At 71.3% G+C, this 21,199-nt stretch carries 18 protein-coding genes; 12 read left to right on the top strand and 6 right to left on the bottom strand.

Features of this window, described 5'->3' with window-relative positions; all coding sequences use genetic code 11:
* The first annotated feature begins 18 nt into the window (after positions 1–18).
* Positions 19–990 carry a prolyl aminopeptidase gene (pip, locus tag ACGFWJ_RS04980; protein WP_392945318.1) on the top strand — a complete coding sequence of 324 codons (972 nt, stop codon included), beginning with the start codon at positions 19–21 and terminating at the stop codon, positions 988–990.
* 50 nt (positions 991–1,040) lie between these two features.
* Here the strand turns inward: pip and ACGFWJ_RS04975 are convergent, their stop codons facing one another.
* Positions 1,041–2,735, bottom strand: a complete 1,695-nt coding sequence (locus ACGFWJ_RS04975; RefSeq protein WP_392945316.1) for an ABC transporter family substrate-binding protein — start codon at positions 2,733–2,735, stop codon at positions 1,041–1,043.
* Positions 2,736–3,131: 396 nt separating this feature from the next.
* On the opposite strand from ACGFWJ_RS04975, the gene ACGFWJ_RS04970 reads away from it, so the two are divergent.
* The 4 genes from ACGFWJ_RS04970 (at position 3,132) to ACGFWJ_RS04955 (ending at position 8,118) form a co-directional block, all read left to right on the top strand.
* Positions 3,132–4,118, top strand: coding sequence for an ABC transporter permease (locus ACGFWJ_RS04970; protein WP_387635877.1), 987 nt, complete (start codon positions 3,132–3,134; stop codon positions 4,116–4,118).
* Positions 4,119–4,308: 190 nt separating this feature from the next.
* A complete protein-coding gene (locus ACGFWJ_RS04965; protein WP_392945314.1) occupies positions 4,309–5,283 on the top strand; it encodes an ABC transporter permease in 975 nt (324 codons plus the stop codon).
* Positions 5,280–7,499 (top strand): dipeptide ABC transporter ATP-binding protein, encoded by a 2,220-nt coding sequence (locus tag ACGFWJ_RS04960; protein ID WP_392945312.1) that lies wholly within the window; start codon positions 5,280–5,282, stop codon positions 7,497–7,499. Before ACGFWJ_RS04965 ends, ACGFWJ_RS04960 begins: the two co-directional genes overlap by 4 nt.
* A gap of 175 nt (positions 7,500–7,674) precedes the next feature.
* Positions 7,675–8,118, top strand: a complete 444-nt coding sequence (locus ACGFWJ_RS04955) for a rhodanese-like domain-containing protein (RefSeq protein ID WP_387859147.1) — start codon at positions 7,675–7,677, stop codon at positions 8,116–8,118.
* Between the two features lie 25 nt (positions 8,119–8,143).
* On the opposite strand, the gene ACGFWJ_RS04950 is transcribed toward ACGFWJ_RS04955, so the two are convergent.
* Positions 8,144–9,067 carry a GNAT family N-acetyltransferase gene (locus ACGFWJ_RS04950; RefSeq protein WP_387635867.1) on the bottom strand — a complete coding sequence of 308 codons (924 nt, stop codon included), beginning with the start codon at positions 9,065–9,067 and terminating at the stop codon, positions 8,144–8,146.
* Entirely contained in the window at positions 9,054–10,463 is a 1,410-nt protein-coding gene (locus tag ACGFWJ_RS04945) for a KamA family radical SAM protein (RefSeq protein WP_392945309.1), read from the bottom strand. The genes ACGFWJ_RS04950 and ACGFWJ_RS04945 overlap by 14 nt, the downstream gene beginning before the upstream one ends.
* 514 nt (positions 10,464–10,977) lie before the next feature.
* Between ACGFWJ_RS04945 and ACGFWJ_RS04940 the strand changes: the two genes are divergently transcribed.
* The 6 genes from ACGFWJ_RS04940 to ACGFWJ_RS04915 all read left to right on the top strand — a co-directional run bounded on the left by ACGFWJ_RS04940 (position 10,978) and on the right by ACGFWJ_RS04915 (position 18,274).
* A complete protein-coding gene (locus tag ACGFWJ_RS04940; RefSeq protein WP_387635863.1) occupies positions 10,978–12,432 on the top strand; it encodes a DinB family protein in 1,455 nt (484 codons plus the stop codon).
* 91 nt (positions 12,433–12,523) lie between these two features.
* Positions 12,524–13,786 carry a SidA/IucD/PvdA family monooxygenase gene (locus tag ACGFWJ_RS04935; RefSeq protein WP_392945307.1) on the top strand — a complete coding sequence of 421 codons (1,263 nt, stop codon included), beginning with the start codon at positions 12,524–12,526 and terminating at the stop codon, positions 13,784–13,786.
* Between the two features lie 29 nt (positions 13,787–13,815).
* The gene (locus ACGFWJ_RS04930; protein WP_392945305.1) at positions 13,816–14,985 is read left to right on the top strand and encodes an aminotransferase class V-fold PLP-dependent enzyme; all 1,170 of its coding nucleotides are present in this window, start codon (positions 13,816–13,818) and stop codon (positions 14,983–14,985) included.
* An 89-nt stretch (positions 14,986–15,074) separates the two neighbouring features.
* Positions 15,075–15,725, top strand: coding sequence for a hypothetical protein (locus ACGFWJ_RS04925; RefSeq protein WP_392945303.1), 651 nt, complete (start codon positions 15,075–15,077; stop codon positions 15,723–15,725).
* Positions 15,726–15,872: 147 nt separating this feature from the next.
* Positions 15,873–17,075, top strand: coding sequence for an MFS transporter (locus tag ACGFWJ_RS04920; RefSeq protein ID WP_392945301.1), 1,203 nt, complete (start codon positions 15,873–15,875; stop codon positions 17,073–17,075).
* A complete protein-coding gene (locus tag ACGFWJ_RS04915) occupies positions 17,072–18,274 on the top strand; it encodes an ATP-grasp domain-containing protein (RefSeq protein ID WP_392945299.1) in 1,203 nt (400 codons plus the stop codon). The genes ACGFWJ_RS04920 and ACGFWJ_RS04915 overlap by 4 nt, the downstream gene beginning before the upstream one ends.
* Positions 18,275–18,283: 9 nt before the next feature.
* On the opposite strand, the gene ACGFWJ_RS04910 is transcribed toward ACGFWJ_RS04915, so the two are convergent.
* The 3 genes from ACGFWJ_RS04910 to ACGFWJ_RS04900 all read right to left on the bottom strand — a co-directional run bounded on the left by ACGFWJ_RS04910 (position 18,284) and on the right by ACGFWJ_RS04900 (position 20,587).
* A complete protein-coding gene (locus ACGFWJ_RS04910) occupies positions 18,284–18,805 on the bottom strand; it encodes a GNAT family N-acetyltransferase (protein ID WP_392945296.1) in 522 nt (173 codons plus the stop codon).
* Between the two features lie 41 nt (positions 18,806–18,846).
* A complete protein-coding gene (locus ACGFWJ_RS04905; protein WP_392945294.1) occupies positions 18,847–19,173 on the bottom strand; it encodes a putative quinol monooxygenase in 327 nt (108 codons plus the stop codon).
* 331 nt (positions 19,174–19,504) lie between these two features.
* Positions 19,505–20,587, bottom strand: coding sequence for a PRC and DUF2382 domain-containing protein (locus ACGFWJ_RS04900; RefSeq protein WP_392945292.1), 1,083 nt, complete (start codon positions 20,585–20,587; stop codon positions 19,505–19,507).
* A gap of 211 nt (positions 20,588–20,798) precedes the next feature.
* Between ACGFWJ_RS04900 and ACGFWJ_RS04895 the strand changes: the two genes are divergently transcribed.
* A complete protein-coding gene (locus ACGFWJ_RS04895) occupies positions 20,799–21,176 on the top strand; it encodes a hypothetical protein (RefSeq protein ID WP_392945290.1) in 378 nt (125 codons plus the stop codon).
* Positions 21,177–21,199: the final 23 nt, after the last annotated feature.

The following is a 21,199-nucleotide window of genomic DNA, read 5'->3' as shown; positions in this document are numbered from 1 at the left end:
GCGGACGGACGAGCACCCATGGTTGATCTATATGAGCCGATGCACCCCTACGACACCGGTTTCCTGGACACCGGAGACGGCAACCGCATCTACTACGAGCAGCTCGGCAACCCCGAGGGCAAGCCCGCCCTGTACGTGCACGGCGGGCCCGGGGCGGGGTTCCCGAAGCGGCCGACCCGGGCGTGGGACCCGGAGTCCTACCGGGTGATCCGGTACGACCAACGCAACTGCGGGCTCAGTACGCCGCACGCCAGTGATCCGGCGGCGGACATGGCGCTGAACACCACCCAGCACCTGATCGACGACATGGAGCGGCTGCGCGAACACCTCGGTATCGAGCGGTGGTTGCTGGACGGCGCGTCCTGGGGGTCGACGCTGATCCTGGCGTACGCGCAGCAGCACCCGGAGCGGGTCAGTGAGATCGTCATCCAGGCGGTCACCACCACCCGCCGGGCCGAGACCGACTGGCTGTACCGGGGCGTCGGCGGGTTCCGGCCCGAGGCCTGGGACCGGTTCCAGGACGGCGTCCCGGAGGGCGAACGGGGCGGCGACGTCTACCAGTTGCTGGCGGCGTACGCGCGGCTGATGGAGCACCCGGACCGGGCGGTGCGGGAGAAGGCCGCCAACGAGTGGCTGGCGTGGGAGGACGCGGTCATCGAGGGCGAGCCGAACGGCATCCCCGGGATGTACAGCAACCGCGAGATGGACGACCGGATCGCCTTCGTCCGGATCTGCTCGCACTTCTTCAGCAACGGCGCCTGGCTGGAGGAGGACCAACTGCTGCGGGACGCCCACAAGTTGGCGGGCATACCGGGCGTGCTGGTGCACGGCCGGTACGACATGGGCTGCCCGGTGCAGACGGCGTGGGAGCTGGCGAAGGCCTGGCCGGACGCGAAGCTGCACATCTTCGACGACTCCGGGCACGTGGGGAGCCAGGACATGGCCGACACCGTCCGGCAGGCGCTGGAGGACTTCAAGCACCGCAGGTAGCAGGCGCGTTGACGCCCCGCCATGCAGGGCATGGCGGGGCATCGGCGGTGTTACTTCTGCCAGCCGACCGAGGTGATCACGGTGTCGGCGAGGCTGCCGGCGCCGTAGTTGGCCAGGCCCTTGCGGACGGCGACGATGCTGGGGCGCTGGTAGAGCTCGACGGTGTGGGCGAGCTCCCAGATCTTGACGTCGGCCTGGTTGTAGAGCTCGTCGGCCTTCGCGGGGTCGAGGGTGGCGGCGGCGGTGCGCAGCAGGTTGTCGATCTCGGGGGTGCTCAGCTTGGAGTAGTTGCCGAACACGTTGTCGCCCTGCGGGGCACGGTAGATCGGCACCGTCTTGGAGAGCGGGAAGGAGCCCGTGTTGCGCCAGCTGGCCAGGTCGAACTTGCCCTGGTCGATGTACTTGGAGAAGTACTCCTTGCTGGGCACCTTGTCGACGGTGACCTTGACGCCGACCTGCTGGAGCATGTTCTGGGTGGCGGCCGCCAGGTCGATCTGGGCCTGGTTGGAGGCGTCGTTCAGCACGTAGTGGAGCTCCAACGGCTGTCCGTCCTTGCTGCGGGTGCCGCCGGAGTCCTTCCAACCCGCCTCGTCCAGCCACTTCTTGGCGACGGTCGGGTCGTACGTCACCCAGTCGCCGGCGTTGGCCTTGTACCCGTTCTGGTTGGTCATGAACAGGTGGTTGTCGAGCGGCTTGAACTCCACCGGGACGCCCTTGTTGGCGACCTTGATCAGCGCGGTGCGGTCCAGTGCCTTGCCGAGCGCCTGACGGACCTTCTGGTCGGCGAGCACACCGTTGCCGCCGAAGGAGATGTGCACCTCGTCCCACGGGGTGCCGGTCCGGATCACCGAGTCCTTGGCGTCCTTGAGCTGGCCGTAGGAGGCGGCGGCGCCCGCGGACGCGAAGTCGATCTCGTTGTTGAGGTAGGCCTGGGTGATCGCGGCGGCGTCGAGGACCCGGAAGGTGATCCGGTCGAGCTTCGGCTTGGGGCCCCACCAGCGGGGGTTGGGCGTCAGCGTGATGGTCTGCGCGGTCTTGTCGGCGTTGGCGAGCACGAACGGGCCGCCGAAGACCGGGACCTTCTCGATCCAGCCCTCGTTGAAGGCCTGCGGGGTGGAGAGCCCGGAGGCGGGCAGCAGCGGGCTGAACAGGCTCTGCCAGTCGGCGTACGGCTGCGAGAATGTCACCTTGACCTCGCTCGCGTCGGCACCCTGCTCGACGCCGGAGATCTGCTCGTAGCCCGAGGAGTCGGCCAGGTTGTACGCCTGGTCCTTGCCGTTGGAGGCCTTCCAGACCGCCTCGAAGTCCTTGTAGCTCAGAGCCGTTCCGTCGGACCAGACCGCCTTCGGGTTGAGCTTGTAGGTCACCACCTGCGGCGAGGTGGAGGTGACCTGCGCGGAGACCAGGTACTCGGGGACGGGGTGGTAGACGCCCTTGGCGTCGGAGCGGAAGAGCTTGGCCTCCACGTAGCCCATGATCTCCACCGCGTCGCCGTAGTTGCCGTCGACCTGGTACGGATTCCACTGGGTGATCCACTGCTGAAGAGGTTCGCGCAGCTCGCCGCCGTCTCTGACGTTCTCCAGCGGCTGCGGGTTGTTGTCCTCGGCGTCCACGGTCGGTGCCACGGTCTTGGCGACGTCGCCCCCCGAGCCGCTCTGGCTGCTGCAGGCGCTCGCGGCCAGGAGCGCGGCGAGGGCGGCGGCGACGGCGCGGCCGATTCGGCGGGTGGCGGGCGATGTGTCCATCGGCGGAGTCCTCGGGGTCTCGGAGGCGTGCGGAGGCGTGCGGAGGGTTGTGGCGAGTCTTCGGGCGTCGTCAGGTGTGGCGATGCTTGATCGTGGGCAGCCAACTCGATGCCGGCGGGCCGAACGTAACAGCCCATCAGCCGCCCCCACCAGGGTGATGCGCGGAACTGATCGAAACGAAACGGAGTGAAACACCGCCGCAACACCCCGTCCGTACCCGTCTGATCAGCTGTGACCAGCGGGTTCGCCGGAACGGGCGAACCGCCGACACGATCGACCCTGGACGGGCCGGTCGCGCGTGGCGTACAACTGCTGCGCGAATGTGCGCCAAAGTCCGTACTAGCGAAGGCAAATGACCATGTTCAGCAGGTGTGCGAACCAGGCCGGAGGTGCGCCGTGACGGGCTACCTGGCCAGGCGGCTCGGCTACTACGTCGTCCTGCTGACCGCCGCGGTGTTCCTGGCCTACGCGCTGACCGGCACCGCGCTCGGCCCGCGCGCCTACTTCGAGGCCAAGCAACCGCGCCCCTCCGCCGCCTCCGTCGACCGGCAGCTGACCGCGCTCAACCTCAACGACCACACCCCCGTGGTCGAACGCTTCGCCACCTGGGCGGACGGCGTCCTGCTGCACGCCGACCTCGGCCGCACCATCCACGACACCTCCGTCAACGACGAGTTCGGCCGCCGGATCTGGGTCTCACTGCGTCTGCTGCTCGTCGGCAGCGTCCTCGGCATGCTGCTCGGCGTGGCCGCCGGCGCATGGAGCGCGGTCCGGCAGTACCGGCTCTCCGACCGGGCACTCACCGTGCTGTCCTTCGTGCTGCTCTCCACCCCGGTGTTCCTGCTCGCCCTGCTGCTCAAGAACGGCGCCATCGCCGCCAAGAACGCGGCCGGCCACGACGTCATCCCGTTCACCGGCTACGAGACACCCAACCTCTCCGGCGGCCTCGGCACCCACCTCGCCGACTGGGGCCTGCACCTGCTGCTGCCCACCCTCTCGCTCGCCCTCGGCGGCCTCGCCACCTACAGCCGCTACCAGCGCTCCACCATGCTCGACGTCCTCGGCGCCGACTACCTGCGCACCGCCGAAGCCAAGGGACTCACCCGCACCCGCGCCCTGCTCAAGCACGGCCTGCGCACCGCGATCATCCCGATGACCACGATGTTCGCCTACGCCTTCCTCGGCCTGTTCACCGGCGCCGCCTTCACCGAAACCATCTTCGGCTGGCACGGCATGGGCGAGTGGTTCATCCAGGCCGTCAACGAACAGGACGTCAACTCCGTCGTCGCCGTCAACCTCTTCGCCGCCGTCGTCGTCCTCGCCGCCGGCTTCCTCGCCGACGCGCTGCACGCTGCGCTCGACCCCCGAGTGAGGACGGCATGAGAGCCCAGGGGCGCTGGGGGTACCCCCAGCGAAGCGAGGGGGCGGAACTGCGCGAAGCGGAAGGAACCCGTCGGCAAGATCGCGACGCCGGTGAACGGCATGCACGTGATCGCGACGCGGGCCGGTGGCTCACCCATGGCCACACGACGCAGAAGGCTGCGCCCTGCGGGCGTGTCCGAGGGAGGGCCGCATGAGCGCCGAGCTGGTGGAACAGACTGTCGCGGCGCAGACCGACCAGCGGGTGCCCGCAGGCCGCCTCCGGCTTGCCGCCCGGCGACTGACAGGCTCCCGCGGAGCGGTTCTCGGCCTGGTGGTCATGGTGCTGCTGTTCCTGCTGGCGTTCCTCGGGCCATACCTCACCCCCTGGGACTACGCCACCCCCGACTACACCGCGCTGCGCCAACCCCCGTCCCCGCAGCACTGGTTCGGCACCAACGGTCTCGGTCAGGACGTGTTCGCGCAGACCGTCCGCGGGCTCCAGAAGTCGCTGGTGATCGGCCTGCTGGTGGCTGTGCTCTCCACCGGCCTGGCCTCGCTCGTCGGCGCCTGCGCGGGGTACTTCGGCGGCTGGACGGACCGGCTGCTGACGTTCCTGGTCGATCTGATGCTGATCTTCCCGGCGTTCCTGGTGATCGCGGTGATCTCGCCCCGACTGCGCGGCAGCGGCTGGATCGCGTTCGTGCTGCTGCTCGCGGTCTTCAACTGGATGATCACCGCCCGGGTGATCCGTTCGATGACGCGGTCCCTGCGGGAGCGCGAATTCGTGGTCGCCGCCCGGTTCATGGGCGTCGGGCCGTTCCGGATCATCTGGCGGCACATCCTGCCGAACGTCTCCTCGTTCCTGATCATCGACGCCACGATCACCGTCGGCGGCGCCGTGATGAGCGAGGCCGCGCTCTCCTACTTCGGGTTCGGCGTGCGTCCGCCCGACGTCTCGCTCGGCACCCTGCTGGCGGCCGGCGCCGCTGACGCCCCCGTCTTCCCCTGGCTGTTCTACTTCGCGGCCGGCCTGCTGGTGCTGTTCGTGCTCGCCGTCAACCTGGTCGGCGACGGCCTGCGCGACGCCCTCGATCCCACCGCCGCGGCCGGACGCAGGCCCTCCCGCCGTGCACAGGGCCGAAAGAACCGAAAGACCGCCACCCCCTCGCGCCGGAGCACCCCTTGACCACCCCGCTGCTCGCCGTCCGCAACCTCACCGTCGACTTCGGGGACCACCCGGCGGTCCGCGGCGTCGATCTCGACCTGCGTCGCGGGGAGACTCTCGGCCTGGTCGGCGAGTCCGGCTCCGGCAAGTCCGTCACCGCGCTCGCCGTGCTCGGCCTGCTGCCGGGCACCGCCCGGATCGGCGGATCGGTCCAGCTCGACGGCCGCGAACTGGTCGGCCTGCCCGCCCGGCAGCTGGCGGAGATCCGCGGCCGGCGGATCGCCATGGTCTTCCAGGACCCGCTGTCCGCGTTCACCCCGGTCTACCGGATCGGCGACCAGATCGCCGAGGCGGTCAGGGTGCACCAGGCCGTCGGCAAGGCCGCCGCCCGCAAGCGCGCCGCCGACCTGCTCGACCTGGTCGGCATCCCCGACCCGGCCCGCGCCCTGGACGCCTTCCCACACGAGTTCTCCGGCGGCATGCGGCAGCGCGCGATGATCGCCATGGCGGTCGCCAACGACCCGGACATCCTGCTCGCCGACGAACCCACCACCGCCCTCGACGTCACCATCCAGGCCCAGGTGCTGGACGTGCTGCGCACCGCTCAGCGGGAGACCGGCGCCGCCCTCGTCCTGGTCAGCCACGACCTGGGCGTGATCGCGGGCAGCGCCGACCGGGTCGCCGTCATGTACGCCGGACGGATCGTCGAAACCGCCCCCGTGGACGAGCTGTTCACCGCACCACGCCACCCCTACACGCTCGGCCTGATCGGCGCCGTCCCCCGCCTCGACGGTCGCGGCGGACCACTGGTGCCGATCCCGGGCCGCCCGCCCGCCGCCGGTGAACTGCGCGGCGCCGGCTGCCCGTTCGCCGACCGCTGCCCGCTGGTCGAGGACCGCTGCCGCACCGCCGAACCGCAACTCGTCGACGACACAGGCCACTTGGCCGGCGGACGTCCGGGCGGTGGCAGCGCGCACCCGGCTGCCGAGACGCAAGCTGCCGGTGCCGATGGCCGTGAGGCCGCCGAACCGGCACCGGCCGTCGAACCGGCACCGGCCGACGACGGCCGGGTGGCATCCGAGCCGCAACCCGCCGACTTCGGCGCGCACTTGGCCGCGTGCGTGCGCGCAGCGCACCTAGCCGCCACCCGGCCCGCCCCCGCCGAGGTCTACCCCGTCCCCGCGGTGCCCGCCGCCGAGGCCCGGCCGCGCGAGGAACGCGAGAGCGTGCTGGCCGTCACCGGCCTCACCCGCAGCTTCCCCCGCTACCGCGGCAGCCTGCTGCGCCGCCGGATCGGCGAGACCTTCGCCGTGGACGGCGTCGACCTCGACATCCGGCGCGGCGAAACCCTCGGCCTGGTCGGCGAGTCCGGCTCCGGCAAGTCCACCACCCTGTACGAGGTCCTCAAGCTGGCCGCCCCGCAGGGCGGGCGGATCGAGCTGCTCGGCCAGGACACCGCCCAGCTCGACCGGGCCGCCGCGCACCGGCTGCGCTCCCGTGTCCAGATCGTCTTCCAGGACCCGGCGGCCTCCCTCGACCCGCGGATGCCGGTCGGCGACGTGATCGCCGAACCGCTGCTCGCCCAGCGCACCCCCGCCGCGGACGCTCGCCGCCGGATCCCCGAACTGCTGCGCCAGGTCGGCCTGGACCCGGCACACGCCGACCGCTACCCGCACGAGTTCTCCGGCGGCCAGCGCCAGCGGATCTCCATCGCCCGCGCCCTCGCCGTCCGCCCCGACCTGCTGGTCCTCGACGAGCCGGTCTCCGCGCTCGACGTCTCCGTGCAGGCCGGAGTGCTCAACCTGCTCCAGCAGCTGAAGGCCGAACTCGGCCTCGCCTACCTGTTCGTCTCCCACGACCTGTCCGTGGTACGGCACTTGGCCGACCGGGTCAGCGTCATGTACCTCGGCCGCACGGTGGAGACCGGCACCGTGGAGCGGGTCTTCGCTGCGCCCCGCCACCCCTACACCCGCGCCCTGCTCGCCGCCGTCCCGCTGCCCGACCCGGCGGCCGAACGCGCCCGCCCCCGGCTGCTGCTGGCCGGCGACCCGCCGTCGCCCGCCGAACGCCACCTCGGCTGCCCGTTCCGCGCCCGCTGCCCCGTCCACGCCGCGCTCGCCCCCGAGCAGCGCACCCGCTGCGCCACCGAGCAGCCGGTCGCCGTCCGCGCCGCCCCCGGCGTGGACCACGCGGCCGCCTGCCACTTCCCGGACGGCGCCCGACAGGACGGCGCCTGACAGGACGGGGCCTGACAGGACGGCGCCTGACGGGCCGGGGCCTGACAGCTCGGCGGTCGGTGAATTCCGCCGGGTCGAATTGGCGGATTCGGCTTTCGAGAATGCTTGCGGCACTCGGGGCCCGGATCATAGGCTGTTCGACACCGACGCCATTTCGTTGAAAAGGGGTGTTCCCGTGTCCGACCGGCACGAGCTCTTCCAGTTCCTCACGGCCGACAGCAAGGTGAACGGGGTTCCGGCGACGAACTACCTCTCGACCACCTATTTCCTGGCGAAACTCGCCTCCGAGTGCGACCCGTCGGACGTGGAGCACGACATTTCGCACAAGGTGCCGGGCGTCCGGGTGGTGGACACCCGCAGTGCCGAGTCCTACCGGGAGGCGCACATCCCGGGCGCGCTGAACCTGCCGCACCGGGACCTCGGGCCGGAGCACGTGACCGGCCTGGACCGCGAAGTCACCTACGTGACCTACGGGTTCGGGCCGGACTGCAACGCCGGGACGAAGGGCGCGGCGAAGCTCGCGGTGCTCGGGTTCAAGGTCAAGGAGATGATCGGCGGCTTCGAGTACTGGAAGCGCGACGGGTTCCCGGTGGAGTCCGGGAACCCGTCGGACAGCTGAACCGCAATTAATTCTGGAGCCTCGTTCACCGGGAAGGTGTGCGGGGCTCCACGCCTTCCAGGAAATCGGCCCGGAATTTCGCCGCCCGGGAAATGTCCTCGGTAAGGAAATAGGCGCGCAGCCGGCGGTCGTCGGCGGGCAGTTCGGGCGGATATCCGAGAATCAGGCCGGGGTCGTTCAGGGCGGAGAAATTCAGTACCAGGTCGGCCTCGTCGCAGCCGGTCGGGTCGCCGAAGTCCTGCGAGGGCACCGCCCGGAAGCCCATCTTCACCTTGAAGGCGAACAGCCCGACCTGGGTGAGGTGCCCGTACAGGTTGGGCTCGTCGCCGAGGGTGGCGTAACGGAGGCCCTTGGCCCGGGCGGTGCGCATCGCGGTGAAGTAGAGGGCGCGCGACAGGCTCGCCTCCCGGCGCCAGTACTCGGTGACGGCGGAGAACCGGACCCGGATCGCCGAGACGTCCGGGCACTCGGCGACCAAGCAGCCGCCGACCAGTTCCTCGCCCTCGAAGGCGAACACCCCGAAGTACTTCTGCGGGCCGTGCAGCACGGCCTCCCGGTGGCGCTTGGCGTACGGCACGCCGAACTGCATCTGGGAGACCCGCTGCTCGTAGAGGGCGAGGAAGCGGTCCAGGGTGTCGGCGTCGACCTGGTCCTGGACCTCCTCGCGCAGGACGGCGGCGCGGCGGCGGGCGCGCAGGATGTCGCGGCGGGGGTTGGCCTCCAGCCGGGCCAGGAAGTGGTCCTCGTCGGGGCCGAGTTCGGCGAGCCAGGTCAGCATCTCGGGCTTGACCACGAAGCCGGCCGCCCGCAGGGCGTCGATCCGGTCGGCGGGCGGCCGGAGCATCCGGACCACGTCGATGTGGCGATCGCTCGATGTCCAGGGCCGGGCGTCGAGTTCGTCGGGGTCGATCAGGGCGACGGACAGTCCGTGCTCGTCAATGAGCTTCATGCGGCGTCTTCTTCCACCACTCCTGGCCCTCCGGCGGAAGGCTCGGGATCGGGTCGTAGTAGGGGTGGGCGCGGCCGCCGGCCGCCGGGTCGGCGGCTTCCAGCGGGGTGAGGTAGTTCTTCGTCCAGTAGGAGATGCCGCGTTGGCGGTCGTAGGAGTCGACCTGGTCGACCCAGCGCTTGCCGACGAACGGGACGTCGCAGACGATCCGCGGGGTGGCGAAGCCGGGGAGGTAGCCCATCATGCCGCGCTGGAGTGCCTGCGCCTCCCAGAGGGCGACCCGCCAGTGCTCGCTGTTGGGGATCATGTCGCAGAGGTAGAAGTAGTACGGCATGATGCCGGCGCCGTCGAGCAGCCCGAAGCTGAGGTCGAGCAGCGCCTCCACCGAGTCGTTGACGCCGCGCATCAGCACGCCCTGGTTGCGGACGTCGCGCACCCCGGCCTCGAACAGCGCGGTGGTGGCGCGGGCGACCGAAGTCGTCACCGACTGGGCGGCGTTGGCGTGGGTGTGAACGGCGATCTGCACGCCCTGCCGGCGGGCGCGGGCGCAGACCGTGGCGAGGCCGTCCAGGACCTCCTTCTGCAGCCAGTGCTGGGGGAGGCCGACCAGGCCCTTGGTGGCGAGCCGGATGTCGCGGATGTTGGGGATGTCGAGCAGCGCGGTGAGGAAGGACTCCAGGCGCGGCCAGGGCAGGTTGGCGAGGTCGCCGCCGGAGACCACCACGTCGCGGATGCTGGGGTGGGTGCGCAGGAATTCCAGCATCCGGCCGAGCCGGTCGGCGGGGCGCAGGTCGAAGCGGTGCTTGGTGAACTGCGGGGTCGGGTTGCCGACCAGGTCCATCCGGGTGCAGTGGCCGCAGTACTGCGGACAGGTGGGTACCAGCTCGGCCAGCACCTTGGTGGGGTAGCGGTGCGTCAATCCTTCGACGGCCCACATCTCGCTCTCGTGCAGCGAGTCCCGGGTGGCGCACGGGTGGGAGGGCCAGCGCGGGTCGCGGTCGGAGAACACCGGGATCATGTAGCGCCGCACCGGGTCGGCGTACAGCGCGTCCAGGAAGCCGGCCTCGCCGGGCGCGAGGTGCGGCACCATCGTGTTCAGCAGCTGCGGGGTGACCAGCATCGACATGGTGGCGCGCTGCTGCTGGTCGCGCACCAGGTCGGCGAGAAAGGAATCGCCGATTCCGGGTCCGAGGACGGCGCCCAGTTGGCGCGCGCTTTTGACGCAGTTGGCGCGTTGCCACTGCGCGGAATCCCATTCGTCGGCGGTGACCTGCGACCAGCCGGGGAATCTCCTCCATTCCGGCTCGACCGGCTCGCGGAATCGGTAGGAATACGGCTGGACGGGTGTCGTCGCCGGGTTGTTGGTCGATGGGCCTGCATTGAGATGGATCGTCATACCGCCCCCGCTTTCAGTCGCCCCGGGGCCATGGTCCTGCGACGGAAAAGGTCGCAGGAATACGCCTCCGGCCATGCCGGGTCGAGTGAGGAGAAAAACAGAGAAGACTGCGGAAAGGAGTGTCGGAATGCCTGTGGAGGGTGACCGCGGCGCCGGGCCGGCCGCTCGGTGCCGTCGCCCCGGCACACACCCGCCAACTGTTCTAACCCAGGTCGGGGCGCCGATCAAGGACCTTCGCAGCACTGTTCCGGTATGGGCGGAGCTTTCACTGTTGGGCCGCCTGGGGCGGCTACCGACCGATCGGTCGGGAGTGTCCGTTTTTGCCCGGTAGGGATTCGGTAAAAACCGCAGGTCAGTTTACTGGGCGCAACATCAACGCAACAATATTACCTTTGAACGCTTGACAGTGGACACGCCGAGCGGGGTAGGTTCATGATCGTGGCAGGGGGAGCCATGGCATGAAACCGCTGCCCTCCAGCCACTTCCGCCAAAAGCGCAAGGATTGGGTCCTACGTTGGCAGTTAAGTGGGCAGACCAGCACGACTTCCAGGCGCTTCTCAAGCGCTCCGAGATCGAGGACAAGCCGGTCCTCCTGGACCTCCACTCACCCGACTGTTCCGGCTGCGGAAATCATGACCGCAGCATTTACTCCGACCCGGAAATCGCCCGGGACATCATGGAGTACACGCTCCCCGTCCGGGTGGTCACCACCGACCCGGACCGGGCCAGCACCGACATCATCAACAACCACATCTTCATCTGGTCGCCGACCGTGCAGCTGCTCGCGCCGGACCAGACCCGCTACCACGAGTGGAACGGCGCCCCGCGCCGCACCCGCCTGTCGGTCGGCTACCAGACGGTGTTCCACGACACCCCGGGACACCTGACCGCCGACAGCTTCAAGGCCCAGCTGCTGGTCGGCCGGGCCAAGGCCGCGCTGCGCAAGCAGAAGTACGGCGAGGCGATCCGGCTGTTCGACGAGGCCACCGCCCGCTTCCCGCAGGACAAGGTCACCGTCGAGGAGGCCGCCCGCTGGCGCAAGGTCGCGCAGAGCGGCGGCACCATCGAGACCTCCTGGTCCCGCCACAGCCAGGTCACCACCTCGCCGCTGGCGGCCGCCGTCGAGCGCTTCGCGCAGACCGTCGCGGTGCTGCCCGACAGCGTCCTGATGAAGGACTGGATCGGCAAGCCCGGCCCCGGCGACTGGCAGTGGTACTCCGACTGCCTGCGCGAGGTCGTCCTGCAGGCCTACCAGGAGCTGTGCGACTTCGCGGTCGTCGCCGAACGCGAACGCGCCAAGAACGGGCCGGAGTTCAACGACACCCACCGGCTGCTCGGCCAGCACCGCTTCGCCTACCGCGAGTTCCAGTCGCTGTTCGTCGGCGTCCCGGACGCGCTGCTCGACACCACCCCGCTGCGCTCCGAGCGCTCCATCCGCGAAAACCTCGCCCACGTGGTGATGGCCGAGTGGTGGGCCTACCGGCCGCAGATCCTGCACGCGCTGGACCGCGGCCGCAACGGCCTGCCGCCGGAGGTGGTGCCGGCCACCGACACCGTCGCCGAGCACGGCGAGCCGCTCGGCAGCCACGAGAGCCTGCACGAGCTGCTCGCGCTCTACGAGCGCCTGCACCTGCGCAACACGCAGGACTACTCGGAGATCACCGAGAAGGAGCTCGGCATCCGCTCCGCCTGGTGGGAGCTCGGCCCGGTCGAGCTGCGGTTCCGCCTCAAGCGGTACATCTGGCACCCGCGTGACCACGCCGTCTCGATCGACAAGATCCTCGACGCGGCCGGCCACCGGCACACCGCCAACCACCGCTTCGCGTCCCGGCTGTTCAGCGGCCTGGGCACCGCCGAGGCCGCGCTGATCGGCGCCGACGGCTTCATGGCCGACCGGGTCGCCACCCTCGCGGCCACCATCAACGAGCGGGCCGACGAAGCGGCGCGCCTGCTCGGCCAGGTCTCCTGACCTCTCGCACCACCCAGGGCCGGTTCCGCGCCCCCGCCGGGCGCGGGGCCGGCCCCCCGACCGTGCCGTCACCGAGGAAGGACCGACAACCGTGACCGTGGCAGACGTTGACGTGGAGATCCTCGGCATCGGGGCCGGCCCGGCCAACCTGGCGCTGGCCGTCGCCCTCGAGGAACTCGCCCCCGACCTCGCCCGCCGCACCCTGCTGGTCGAGCAGAACAGCCACACCGTGTGGCAGAGCGGCCTGCTCATCCCCTGGGCGCAGAGCCAGGTCTCCTTCCTCAAGGACCTCGCCACCCTGCGCAACCCGCGCTCCCGCTACACCTTCGTCAACTACCTGCACCAGAGCGGCCGGCTGGACGACTTCATGAGCCTCGGCTCGTTCACGCCCTACCGCAGCGAGATCTCCGACTACCTGCGCTGGGTCGCCGAGGGCCTGGAGCACGTCGCCGTCCACCACCACCGCCGCGCCGTCCGCATCGACCCCGTCCGCGACCCGCAGGGCGCCCTGCGGCGCTGGGACGTGGCGTTCGCCGACGGCAGCACCGTGCGGGCCCGGCACCTGGTGCTGGCCGGCGGCCGCGACCCGCGGATCCCCGAGGTGTTCCGCGACCTGCCCGCCGAACGCGTGGTGCACAGCAGCGTCTACTCCGAGCGGATCGCCGCCCTGCCGCGCGACGTCCCGCAGCGGATCGCGGTGATCGGCGGCGCGCAGAGCGCCGTCGAAATGGTGCAGGCCGTCCGGGACGACCTGCCGGGCTGCACCCCGGTGCTGGTGGTCCGCGGCCTCGCCCTCACCCCGTACGTCACCTCCAAGTTCACCAGCCGCTTCTACTCGCCCGCCGCGTCCCGCGAGTTCCACGACCTCGACGAGCCGGCCCGCGCCCTGGTGCTCGCCGAGATGACCCGCAGCAACTACGCGGGCGTCACCCCCGAACTGCTCGACAGCCTCTACCACCAGCAGTACCGCGACCGGCTGGAGGGCAAGGACGGACTGCGCATCCTCACCGCCACCGAAGTGGTCGCGGCCACCGCCGACCAGGACGGCGTGGTCCTGACCCTGCACGACCGGCTCACCGGCGAGAACACCGAACTCGTCTGCGACCGCGTCCTGCTGGGCACCGGCTACGAACCAGGCATGCCCGCCGCCGTACGTGGGGTAGGAGAAGCGCTGGGGCTGCCCGAACTCACGGTGCAGCGCCGCTACCGGGTCCGCACGGCGGAGGGCGACCACGCCCGCCTCTACCTGCAGGGTGTCAACGAAGCCACCCACGGGATCGCCGACTCGCTGCTCAGCACCATGGCGAACCGGGCCGGCGACATCGTCGCCGACCTTCAGGACGAAGGGGTCTGACCACCCCCGCCCGAAAGGGAGTTGGCACCATGGACATCACGCACCTGCGGGCACGGACGCCCGGCTGCACCGAAACCGCCTTCTTCGACAACGCGGGCGCCGCGCTGCGCACCGAACACGTCACCAACACCGTCATCGACCACCTGACGCTGGAGAACCGCCTCGGCGGCTACGCCGCGGCCGAGCAGGAGGACGACCGGGTCGAGGCGGTGTACACCTCGGTGGCCCGGCTGCTGAACGCCCGGCCCGAGGAGATCGCCCTGGTGGACAGCGCCACCCGGGCCTGGGACATGGCGTTCTACTCCATCGCGTTCCGCCCCGGCGACCGCATCCTCACCTCGCGCAGCGAATACCCGTCCAACGGCCTGGGGTACCTGCAGGCCAAGCAGCGCTTCGGCGTCTCCGTCGAACCGATCCCCGACGACAAGCACGGCCAGGTCGACCTCGACGCGCTCGCCGAGATGCTCGACCAGGGCGGCGTCCGGCTGGTCGCCGTCAACCACGTGCCGACCTACAACGGCCTGGTCCAGCCCGCCGCCGAGATCGGCGCACTGGCCCGCCGGGCCGGCGCGCTCTACCTGCTGGACGCCTGCCAGTCCGCCGGCCAACTCCCGCTAGACGTACGGGAGATCGGCTGCCACCTGCTGTCCGCCGCCGGCCGCAAGTACCTGCGCGGCCCGCGCGGCACCGGCTTCCTGTACGTCGACCGCGAGGTGGTCACCACCCTGGAGCCGCCGGTGCTCGACCTGCGCGCCGCCACCTGGACCGGCCCCGACAGCTACCTGATCCGCCCCGACGCCCGCCGCTTCGAGAGCTGGGAACGCGGCGTCGCCGACCTGCTCGGCCTCGGCGCGGCCGTGGACGAGGCCCTCGAGCTCGGCATCGGTCCGATCCGCGAACGCATCGACACCCTCGCCGAACAGCTGCGCGCCGGGCTCTCCGCCCTCGACGGCGTCCGGGTGCACGACCGCGGGCAGGTCCGCAGCGGCCTCGTCACCTTCACCAAGGACGGCCGCGACACCCAGCACCTGGTCGACGGCCTGCGCGCCGCCGGAGTGATCACCCTGCTCTCCCGGCCGTCCGCCGCCAAGTTCGACACCCACCCGGAGAAGCCCACCGAGGTGGTCCGCGCCTCCGTGCACTACTACAACACCGACGCCGAAATCGGCCGCCTGCTCGACGGAGTCGCGCAGCTGTGACACCAGGAACCGACCGCGGCACCGGCGCACCACCTGGCGCACCACCCGGCGACCGCACGCGCACCCGCACCGAGGCCAGGCAGCAAGGCATGACGTACCGGTTCTTCACCGTCGACGACACCCGCTCCGGCGAAGGCCCGGCGGCGGCCTCGCTGCTCACCAGCACCGCGATCGGCGTGTTCCGCACCGACCCCAGGCGGCTGATGGAACGGCACTTCGACATCCACCTCGCCGCCTCGCCCTGGGGCACCCGGGAGGTGATCTTCCGGCTGCCCGGGGGCGGCGTCCCGCCGGACCTCGCCCAGCAGTACGGCGCCGAGGCGTGGACAGTCGGCGAACACTGCCTGGTCGCGTTCCGCACCGACTTCGCCGGCCGCGGCGCCAGGGCCGACCACCCGCTGGAGCGGCTGGCCGGCGTCCGGGCGGGCCTGGCGGCCGGCGACCACCGGGCGCTGTACCTCGGCTGGCTCGCCCTGCTGGGCAACCCCGAGCAGTACGGGCCGGACGAACTGCGGGAACTGGCCGAGGAGTTCGAGCCACCCGTGCCCGCCCGGCTGGCGGAGCCCGACGCCGGACTGCGGCTGCTCGCCGAGATCCTCTGCGTGGACACCCGGCTGCTGCGCGCCGCCACCCGCCCGGCCCCCGGCCCGACCCGCCCCGTCGCCGTCCGCGCCCGCACGGTCGCGGCGCTGCTGCGCGCCGCCGCCGCCCAGGGCCTCGCCCGCCAGGAGGCCGGCTGACCGCGACGCGCCCAGACACCACGCCCCATCCCCGGCCGGGCGCCTGCCACTCGCGGCAGCGCCCGGCCACCGCACGAGAAGGGATTCGCGGATGCCCCCGGCCGGCCTCTTCGAACGCTCCGTCACACCCACCGGGCGGTCCGCCCGGTGAAATCGTTCTGGCTCCTCACCGGCGCCTCCGCGGTCTCGACGATGGGGAACACCTTCCTCTACGTCGCCGTCCCGCTGGCGCTGCTCCAGTCCACCGGCTCCCCGCTGCTCGCGGTGCTGAGCGTCGCCGCGCAGAACCTCCCGTATCTGCTGGCGCCGCTGCTCGGCCCGTTCATCGACCGCTACGACCGGCGGGTGCTGTTCGCCCTCGGCGAGGTCGTCCAGGGCCTCGCGGTCGCCGCCATCCCGCTGGCGCTGTGGCACTCGCTGACCTGGGCGGTGTTCCTGGCGCTGTCCGTGATCGGCCTGGCCAACGTGGTCTCCGACGTGGCCGGCGACTACGGCCTGATCCCGCTGCTGGTGCCCGCCGAGCGGCTCGACCGCGCGTCCGCCCAGTTCACCGCCCTGCTGCTGGCCGCCCGCTTCGTCGGCCCCGCGCTGGCCGGCCTGATCATCGCCGGCCTCGGCTCCACCTGGGCGCTCGAACTCGACGCCGTCACCTTCCTGTTGACGGCGCTCACCACCCTCGGCATGCCCTACGCCCGGCAGGAGCCCACCGAGTCCTCGCTGGTCGCCATGCTCCGCGAGGGCGTCGCGTTCTTCCGCTCGCGCGCCGACCTGCGCCGGCTGACACTCGTCACCGCGCTGTACAACGTCGGCGCCGGCGCCCTCGAATCGACACTGATCACCGTCGGCCGCAGCGACTGGGAATGGTCGGCGCGCACCCTCGGCATCGCCATGTCGATCGCCGCGGTGGCCGCCGCGATCGGCGCCTGGCTCGCCCCGCGGGTGCTGATCGGCGACGACCGCAAACGCCAACTCGCGATCTGCCTCGGCGTGTGCGGCATCGGCACCCTCGGCCTGCTCACCCCGTGGCCGGTCGTGATGGTCGGCGGGTTCGCGGTGCTCTGCCTCGGCGAGGGCGGCATCAACGCCGCCGTCATGGGCTACCGGCAGCAGGCCATCCCCGACCACCTGTCCGGCCGCGTCAACGCGGTGATCCGCACCTTCGTCACCGGAGCCGTCCCGGCGTCCTCGCTGGTACTCGGCCTCACCATCTCGCTCGGCAGCTCCGCCCTGGTGTTCGCCCCCGTCACCCTCGCCGTCGGCGCCGCCTTCCTGCTCTGGACGACGATGCGCCAACCCGGGCCGCCCGAAACGACTTTGACGCCCGTCATCGAAGAGAGGATCGCACAGTGAAGAGGGTTCTCCTCGTCAACACCAGCGGCGACGTCGCGGCCCGCCGGCTCCAGGACCGCACCGACCTCCAGCTGTCCGTCATCACCAGCCCCAACTACCGCGGCTTCTACCGCGAGGACACCGACGTCACCTACGTCGACAACGTCGAGGACCTCACCCAGGTCCGGCTCGCCGCACTGGAGATCCGCCGCCGCAACGCCTTCGAGCACGTGGTCTCGCCGTCCGAGTACAGCCTGCAGGCCGCCGGGTACGTCCGCTCCTACTTCGGCATCCCCGGCGTCGGCTACGAGACCGCCAACGCCTTCTCCAACAAGTACGTGATGAAGCAGCGCCTGCACGCCGCCGGCCTGCCCGTCGCCCGGTTCCGGCTGCTCGGCTCGTTCGACGACGCCGCCGAAGCCGCCCGCGAACTCGGCTGGCCCGTCGTGGTCAAGCCCGCCCTCGGCGGCGGCAGCGAGGACATCTTCGCCGTCCACAGCGCCGAACACCTCGCCGAACTGGCCACCTCCGAACGGACGTTGTCGCTGCGCACCTCGCCCTACCCCATGATCGCCGAGGAGTTCGTCGACATCGCCACCGAATACCACTGCGACGGCATGGTGGTGGACGGCGAGGTCCGGTTCGCCTCCGTCGCCAAGTACTTCACCCCGCTGCTCCAGGCCGTCGGCGACCTGGTCGGCTCCTACACGGTGCCCGTCGACGACCCCGTCGCCAAGGAGATCCGCGACCTGCACGACGCGGCCGTCGCCGCCCTCGGCCTCACCGGCGGCGTCACCCACCTCGAGGTGTTCCAGACCTCCACCGGCTTCCTGATCGGCGAGGTCTCCTGCCGCCCGGGCGGCGGCGGCATCGCCGACCTGGTCGCCCACCACCACGGCATCGACCCGTGGCACGTCCTGATCGAAACCGCCCTCGGCGAATCCCCGGCCGTCGAGGCCCGCACCATGGACGGCTGCTCCGCCGTCTACTTCCTGCCCCGCCCCCAGGGCACCATCGTCGAACTGTCCACCGAGGCCGAACTCCGCGCCCTCCCCGGCGTCACCCACGTCGAGATCCGCGCCCGAATCGGCGAGCTCGAGACCGGCGCCATGCACTCCGCCACCCAGACCGGCTTCGTCCTGCTGAACGCCCCCACCGAGACGGAGGTCGCCGAACACGTAGCCGCCCTGACCCGCGCCTACCGGATCCGCACCGTCTGAGGCCGGCCCTCAGCCCGCCCCGGCCGCCCGTTCGGCGATCGCCGGGGCGGGCCAGGCGTACTCGTAGCCGGGGAGCCGGAAGCCGGGGAAGTCCACCTCGCGGTGGGCGACGGGCGTGCCGCCGTGGCGTTCGTAGAAGGCGATGGCCCGGGTGTTGTCGGCCAGTACCTCCAGGTAGAGGCTCTGGCCCGGGTGCCGGTGCAGCATTCGGCCGAAGACGTGGGTGAGCAGGCGGTGTCCGACCCCGGAGCCGATCAGTCCGGCCCGGACGTGCAGGTTGTCGAGCAGGACCCGGCCGTCCGGCTCCGGCACCAGGTAGGCGAAACCGGCGAGCACCGGCCCGTCCTCCGCCAGCGCCAAGTGGCCGTCTTCGCCGCTCAATCTCCGTTCCCAGAGCGCGAGTTGCTCGGCGGCCAGCGGCCCGGCCAGGTATTCGGCGGGCATCAGTGCCGCGTACGCGTGCTGCCAGCTCGACGTGTGGAGCCGGGCGATCTCGCCGGCGTCCCGGGCGCCCCCGGCGCGAATCCTCATCGTCCGGATCATACCGACGGCGCCCGATGCGGACCGGGTGGTCAGCCGCGCGGCTGGACCTCGGCCATCTGGGACCAGCCGTTGCCGGGGACCTTCATGTTGACGATCTCGGGGATGGTGGCGACCGCGCCGGACATCCTGTCCATGGCGTCCTTGAAGTGCGCGGAGTTGACGTGCTGCGAGCCGGCCTCGTCGTCGGCGAAGGCCTCGAGCAGGACGAACTGGTGCGGGTCGTCGACGCTGCGCGACCACTCGAAGAACAGGTTGCCGGGCTCGTTGCGGGTGGCGGTCGTGAAGTCGGCGACCAGGTCCAGCCACTTGTCGCTCTGCTCGGGGCGGACGGTGAACTTCACCGCGATGAAGATCATGAGGGTCTCCTTCGTTCGTTCTCGGACTCCGGGAACGGGCCCCGGAAAATCGTTCGTGCGAACTCCAACGATCCCCCACCTGCGGTGCCACACGCGCACCGGGGTCAACCCCAGGGCTGCCGTGGACGGTGTCGGCGGGTGTCTACGGGCTGTGCCTGCTGGTGGCACAGCGTGTCCTACTGACCCGCCCGGGGGGGGGGGGGGGGGGGGGGGGGGGGGGGGGGGGGGGGGGGGGGGGGGGGGGGGGGGGCGCCCGCGCCCCCCCCGCCCCCCCGCGCCGCCCCCCCCCCCCCCCCCCGCCCCCCCCCCCCCCCGGCCCCGGAGCGACCCCTCAGAGGCCGGCCCGGCCGCCCTTGTCCTCGCCGGACATCCGCCGGGTCGCCGTCTCGTCGGGCAGTTCGGCTTCGATGCGTTCCTTGCGGACCTCACCGGTGACGGTCTGCTGCTCGACGCGCTCCTCGGTCACCAGCCGCACCCGCTCGACCGGCACGGCCTCGGTGTGCACGATCGGGCGCTCCGCGTGCAGGACGACGTCGTACTCGGCCTCGGCGATCGGTTCGCGGGACATCGCCGCGGTCCGGTTCGCCTCGGTGATCGGCTCGCGCTCGATCCGGACCTCCTCGTGCCGGATCGGCACGGTCTGCCGTTCCTCCTCGGTGACGACGTACTTGCGCAGCCGGGCGCGTCCGGTCTCGTACCGCTCGACGCCGACGTGCAGCCGCTCCTCGGAGCGGGTCATCACGTCGTCCCGCCCCGCCGGGCCGCGCATCCGCTCCTCGGACCGGGCCATCGTCTCGTCCCGCGCCGTCCGGGCCTCGGTGGTCCGGGCGTCGGCCCTGCCCCCGGTCGCCGCCACGCCCGTGGCCGCGGCGCCGGTGGTGCCCGTCCCGGTGGTGGCGGTGACCCGGGTGCCGGACATGTCGGAGGCGCGGGTGGGGGACTCCCGGCCGGCGCTCGGCATGGTCGGCCTGGTCGCCGCCGTCGTGGTCTCGTCCGTGCGGGTCCGCTCGGACCTGCCCGTGGTGGCCGCGCTTCCGCTGTCCCGGTGCGCCCAGCCGCCCTCGCCGGGCTCGTTGGCGGCCTTCCAGGCGTCGTCCCACTCGATGCCGTAGTGGCTGAACAGCCGGCGCTCCTCCTGCTCGGACAGGTGGCCGCCGCGGTCGACGTCCACGTTCGGGGCGTCCTTGACCTTGTCCTTGCCGTACGGGACCTGGAGGTGGTCCCCGACCATCTCGGCGTCGCGGATCGGCACGAAGGACTGGTTGGACCCGAACCGCCCGGTCTTGATGCTGACCCACTCCGGCCGGCCGGTGGCGTCGTCGAGGAAAAGGTGGTCCGCGGTGCCGATTCTGTTGCCGTCGGCGTCGTGCACGGGGTGGTGCAGGACGGAGCGGATCTGTTCTTCGGTGATCATGAATTCACGCCTCCTTCACATATCCAGCGTCAGGGCGGATGGTCCAACGGCGCGAGTCCAAACCCCGGCAGAACGGTCCGCAACACGCCGGACGCGAACGGTGACGCACGAATGCCGGAAGGCCGCGGATATCTGCCGAACGGCAGATGGCGGCCGCGCCCGGATCGGCGAGGCTCGGCACCGCACCCGACCGAACCGCCCGGAGGAACCGGTGAACCGACGTCCGAAGACTCTCCTGCTCGCTCTCGCGGTGGCCGCCCTGCTGCCGCTGACCGCCTGCGCCGACGCCTCCGAGGCCAAGCCCGAGGAACACACCTTCGAGTTCACCGGCACCACCCTGAACGTCAAGGCGCACGGCAACCCCACCGACCTGATCCCCGCCGACCGCACCGACGTCAAGGTCACCCGCTGGTTCGACACCGGCGCCCAGGTCGGCAGCAAGAAGCTCAGCTGGACGCTGGAGGACGGCACCCTCGACCTGCACGCCGGCTGCACCGGACTGGCCGACTGCGAAGCCAGGTTCCGCGTCGAGGTGCCCCGCAACGTCGCCGTCACCCGCGACGGCAAGCCCACCGACCTCAAGGGCTGACAGCGCCCCGCGAACCACGGAGA

Origin of the sequence: Kitasatospora sp. NPDC048407 (genome assembly GCF_043200475.1) — a bacterium.
Lineage (GTDB): Bacteria > Actinomycetota > Actinomycetes > Streptomycetales > Streptomycetaceae > Kitasatospora.
This window is presented reverse-complemented; position numbering and strand designations above follow the sequence as displayed.

Excerpts from the sequence above, each read along its gene's own strand:
- ACGFWJ_RS04965 (WP_392945314.1), top strand. The coding sequence starts at position 4,309 with ATGAGCGCCGAGCTGGTGGAACAGACTGTCGCGGCGCAGACCGACCAG.
- ACGFWJ_RS04925 (WP_392945303.1), top strand. The coding sequence starts at position 15,075 with ATGACGTACCGGTTCTTCACCGTCGACGACACCCGCTCCGGCGAAGGC.
- pip (WP_392945318.1), top strand. The coding sequence starts at position 19 with ATGGTTGATCTATATGAGCCGATGCACCCCTACGACACCGGTTTCCTG.
- ACGFWJ_RS04930 (WP_392945305.1), top strand. The coding sequence starts at position 13,816 with ATGGACATCACGCACCTGCGGGCACGGACGCCCGGCTGCACCGAAACC.
- ACGFWJ_RS04950 (WP_387635867.1), bottom strand. The coding sequence starts at position 9,067 with ATGAAGCTCATTGACGAGCACGGACTGTCCGTCGCCCTGATCGACCCC.
- ACGFWJ_RS04900 (WP_392945292.1), bottom strand. The coding sequence starts at position 20,587 with ATGATCACCGAAGAACAGATCCGCTCCGTCCTGCACCACCCCGTGCAC.
- ACGFWJ_RS04945 (WP_392945309.1), bottom strand. The coding sequence starts at position 10,463 with ATGACGATCCATCTCAATGCAGGCCCATCGACCAACAACCCGGCGACG.
- ACGFWJ_RS04905 (WP_392945294.1), bottom strand. The coding sequence starts at position 19,173 with ATGATCTTCATCGCGGTGAAGTTCACCGTCCGCCCCGAGCAGAGCGAC.
- ACGFWJ_RS04910 (WP_392945296.1), bottom strand. The coding sequence starts at position 18,805 with ATGAGGATTCGCGCCGGGGGCGCCCGGGACGCCGGCGAGATCGCCCGG.
- ACGFWJ_RS04975 (WP_392945316.1), bottom strand. The coding sequence starts at position 2,735 with ATGGACACATCGCCCGCCACCCGCCGAATCGGCCGCGCCGTCGCCGCC.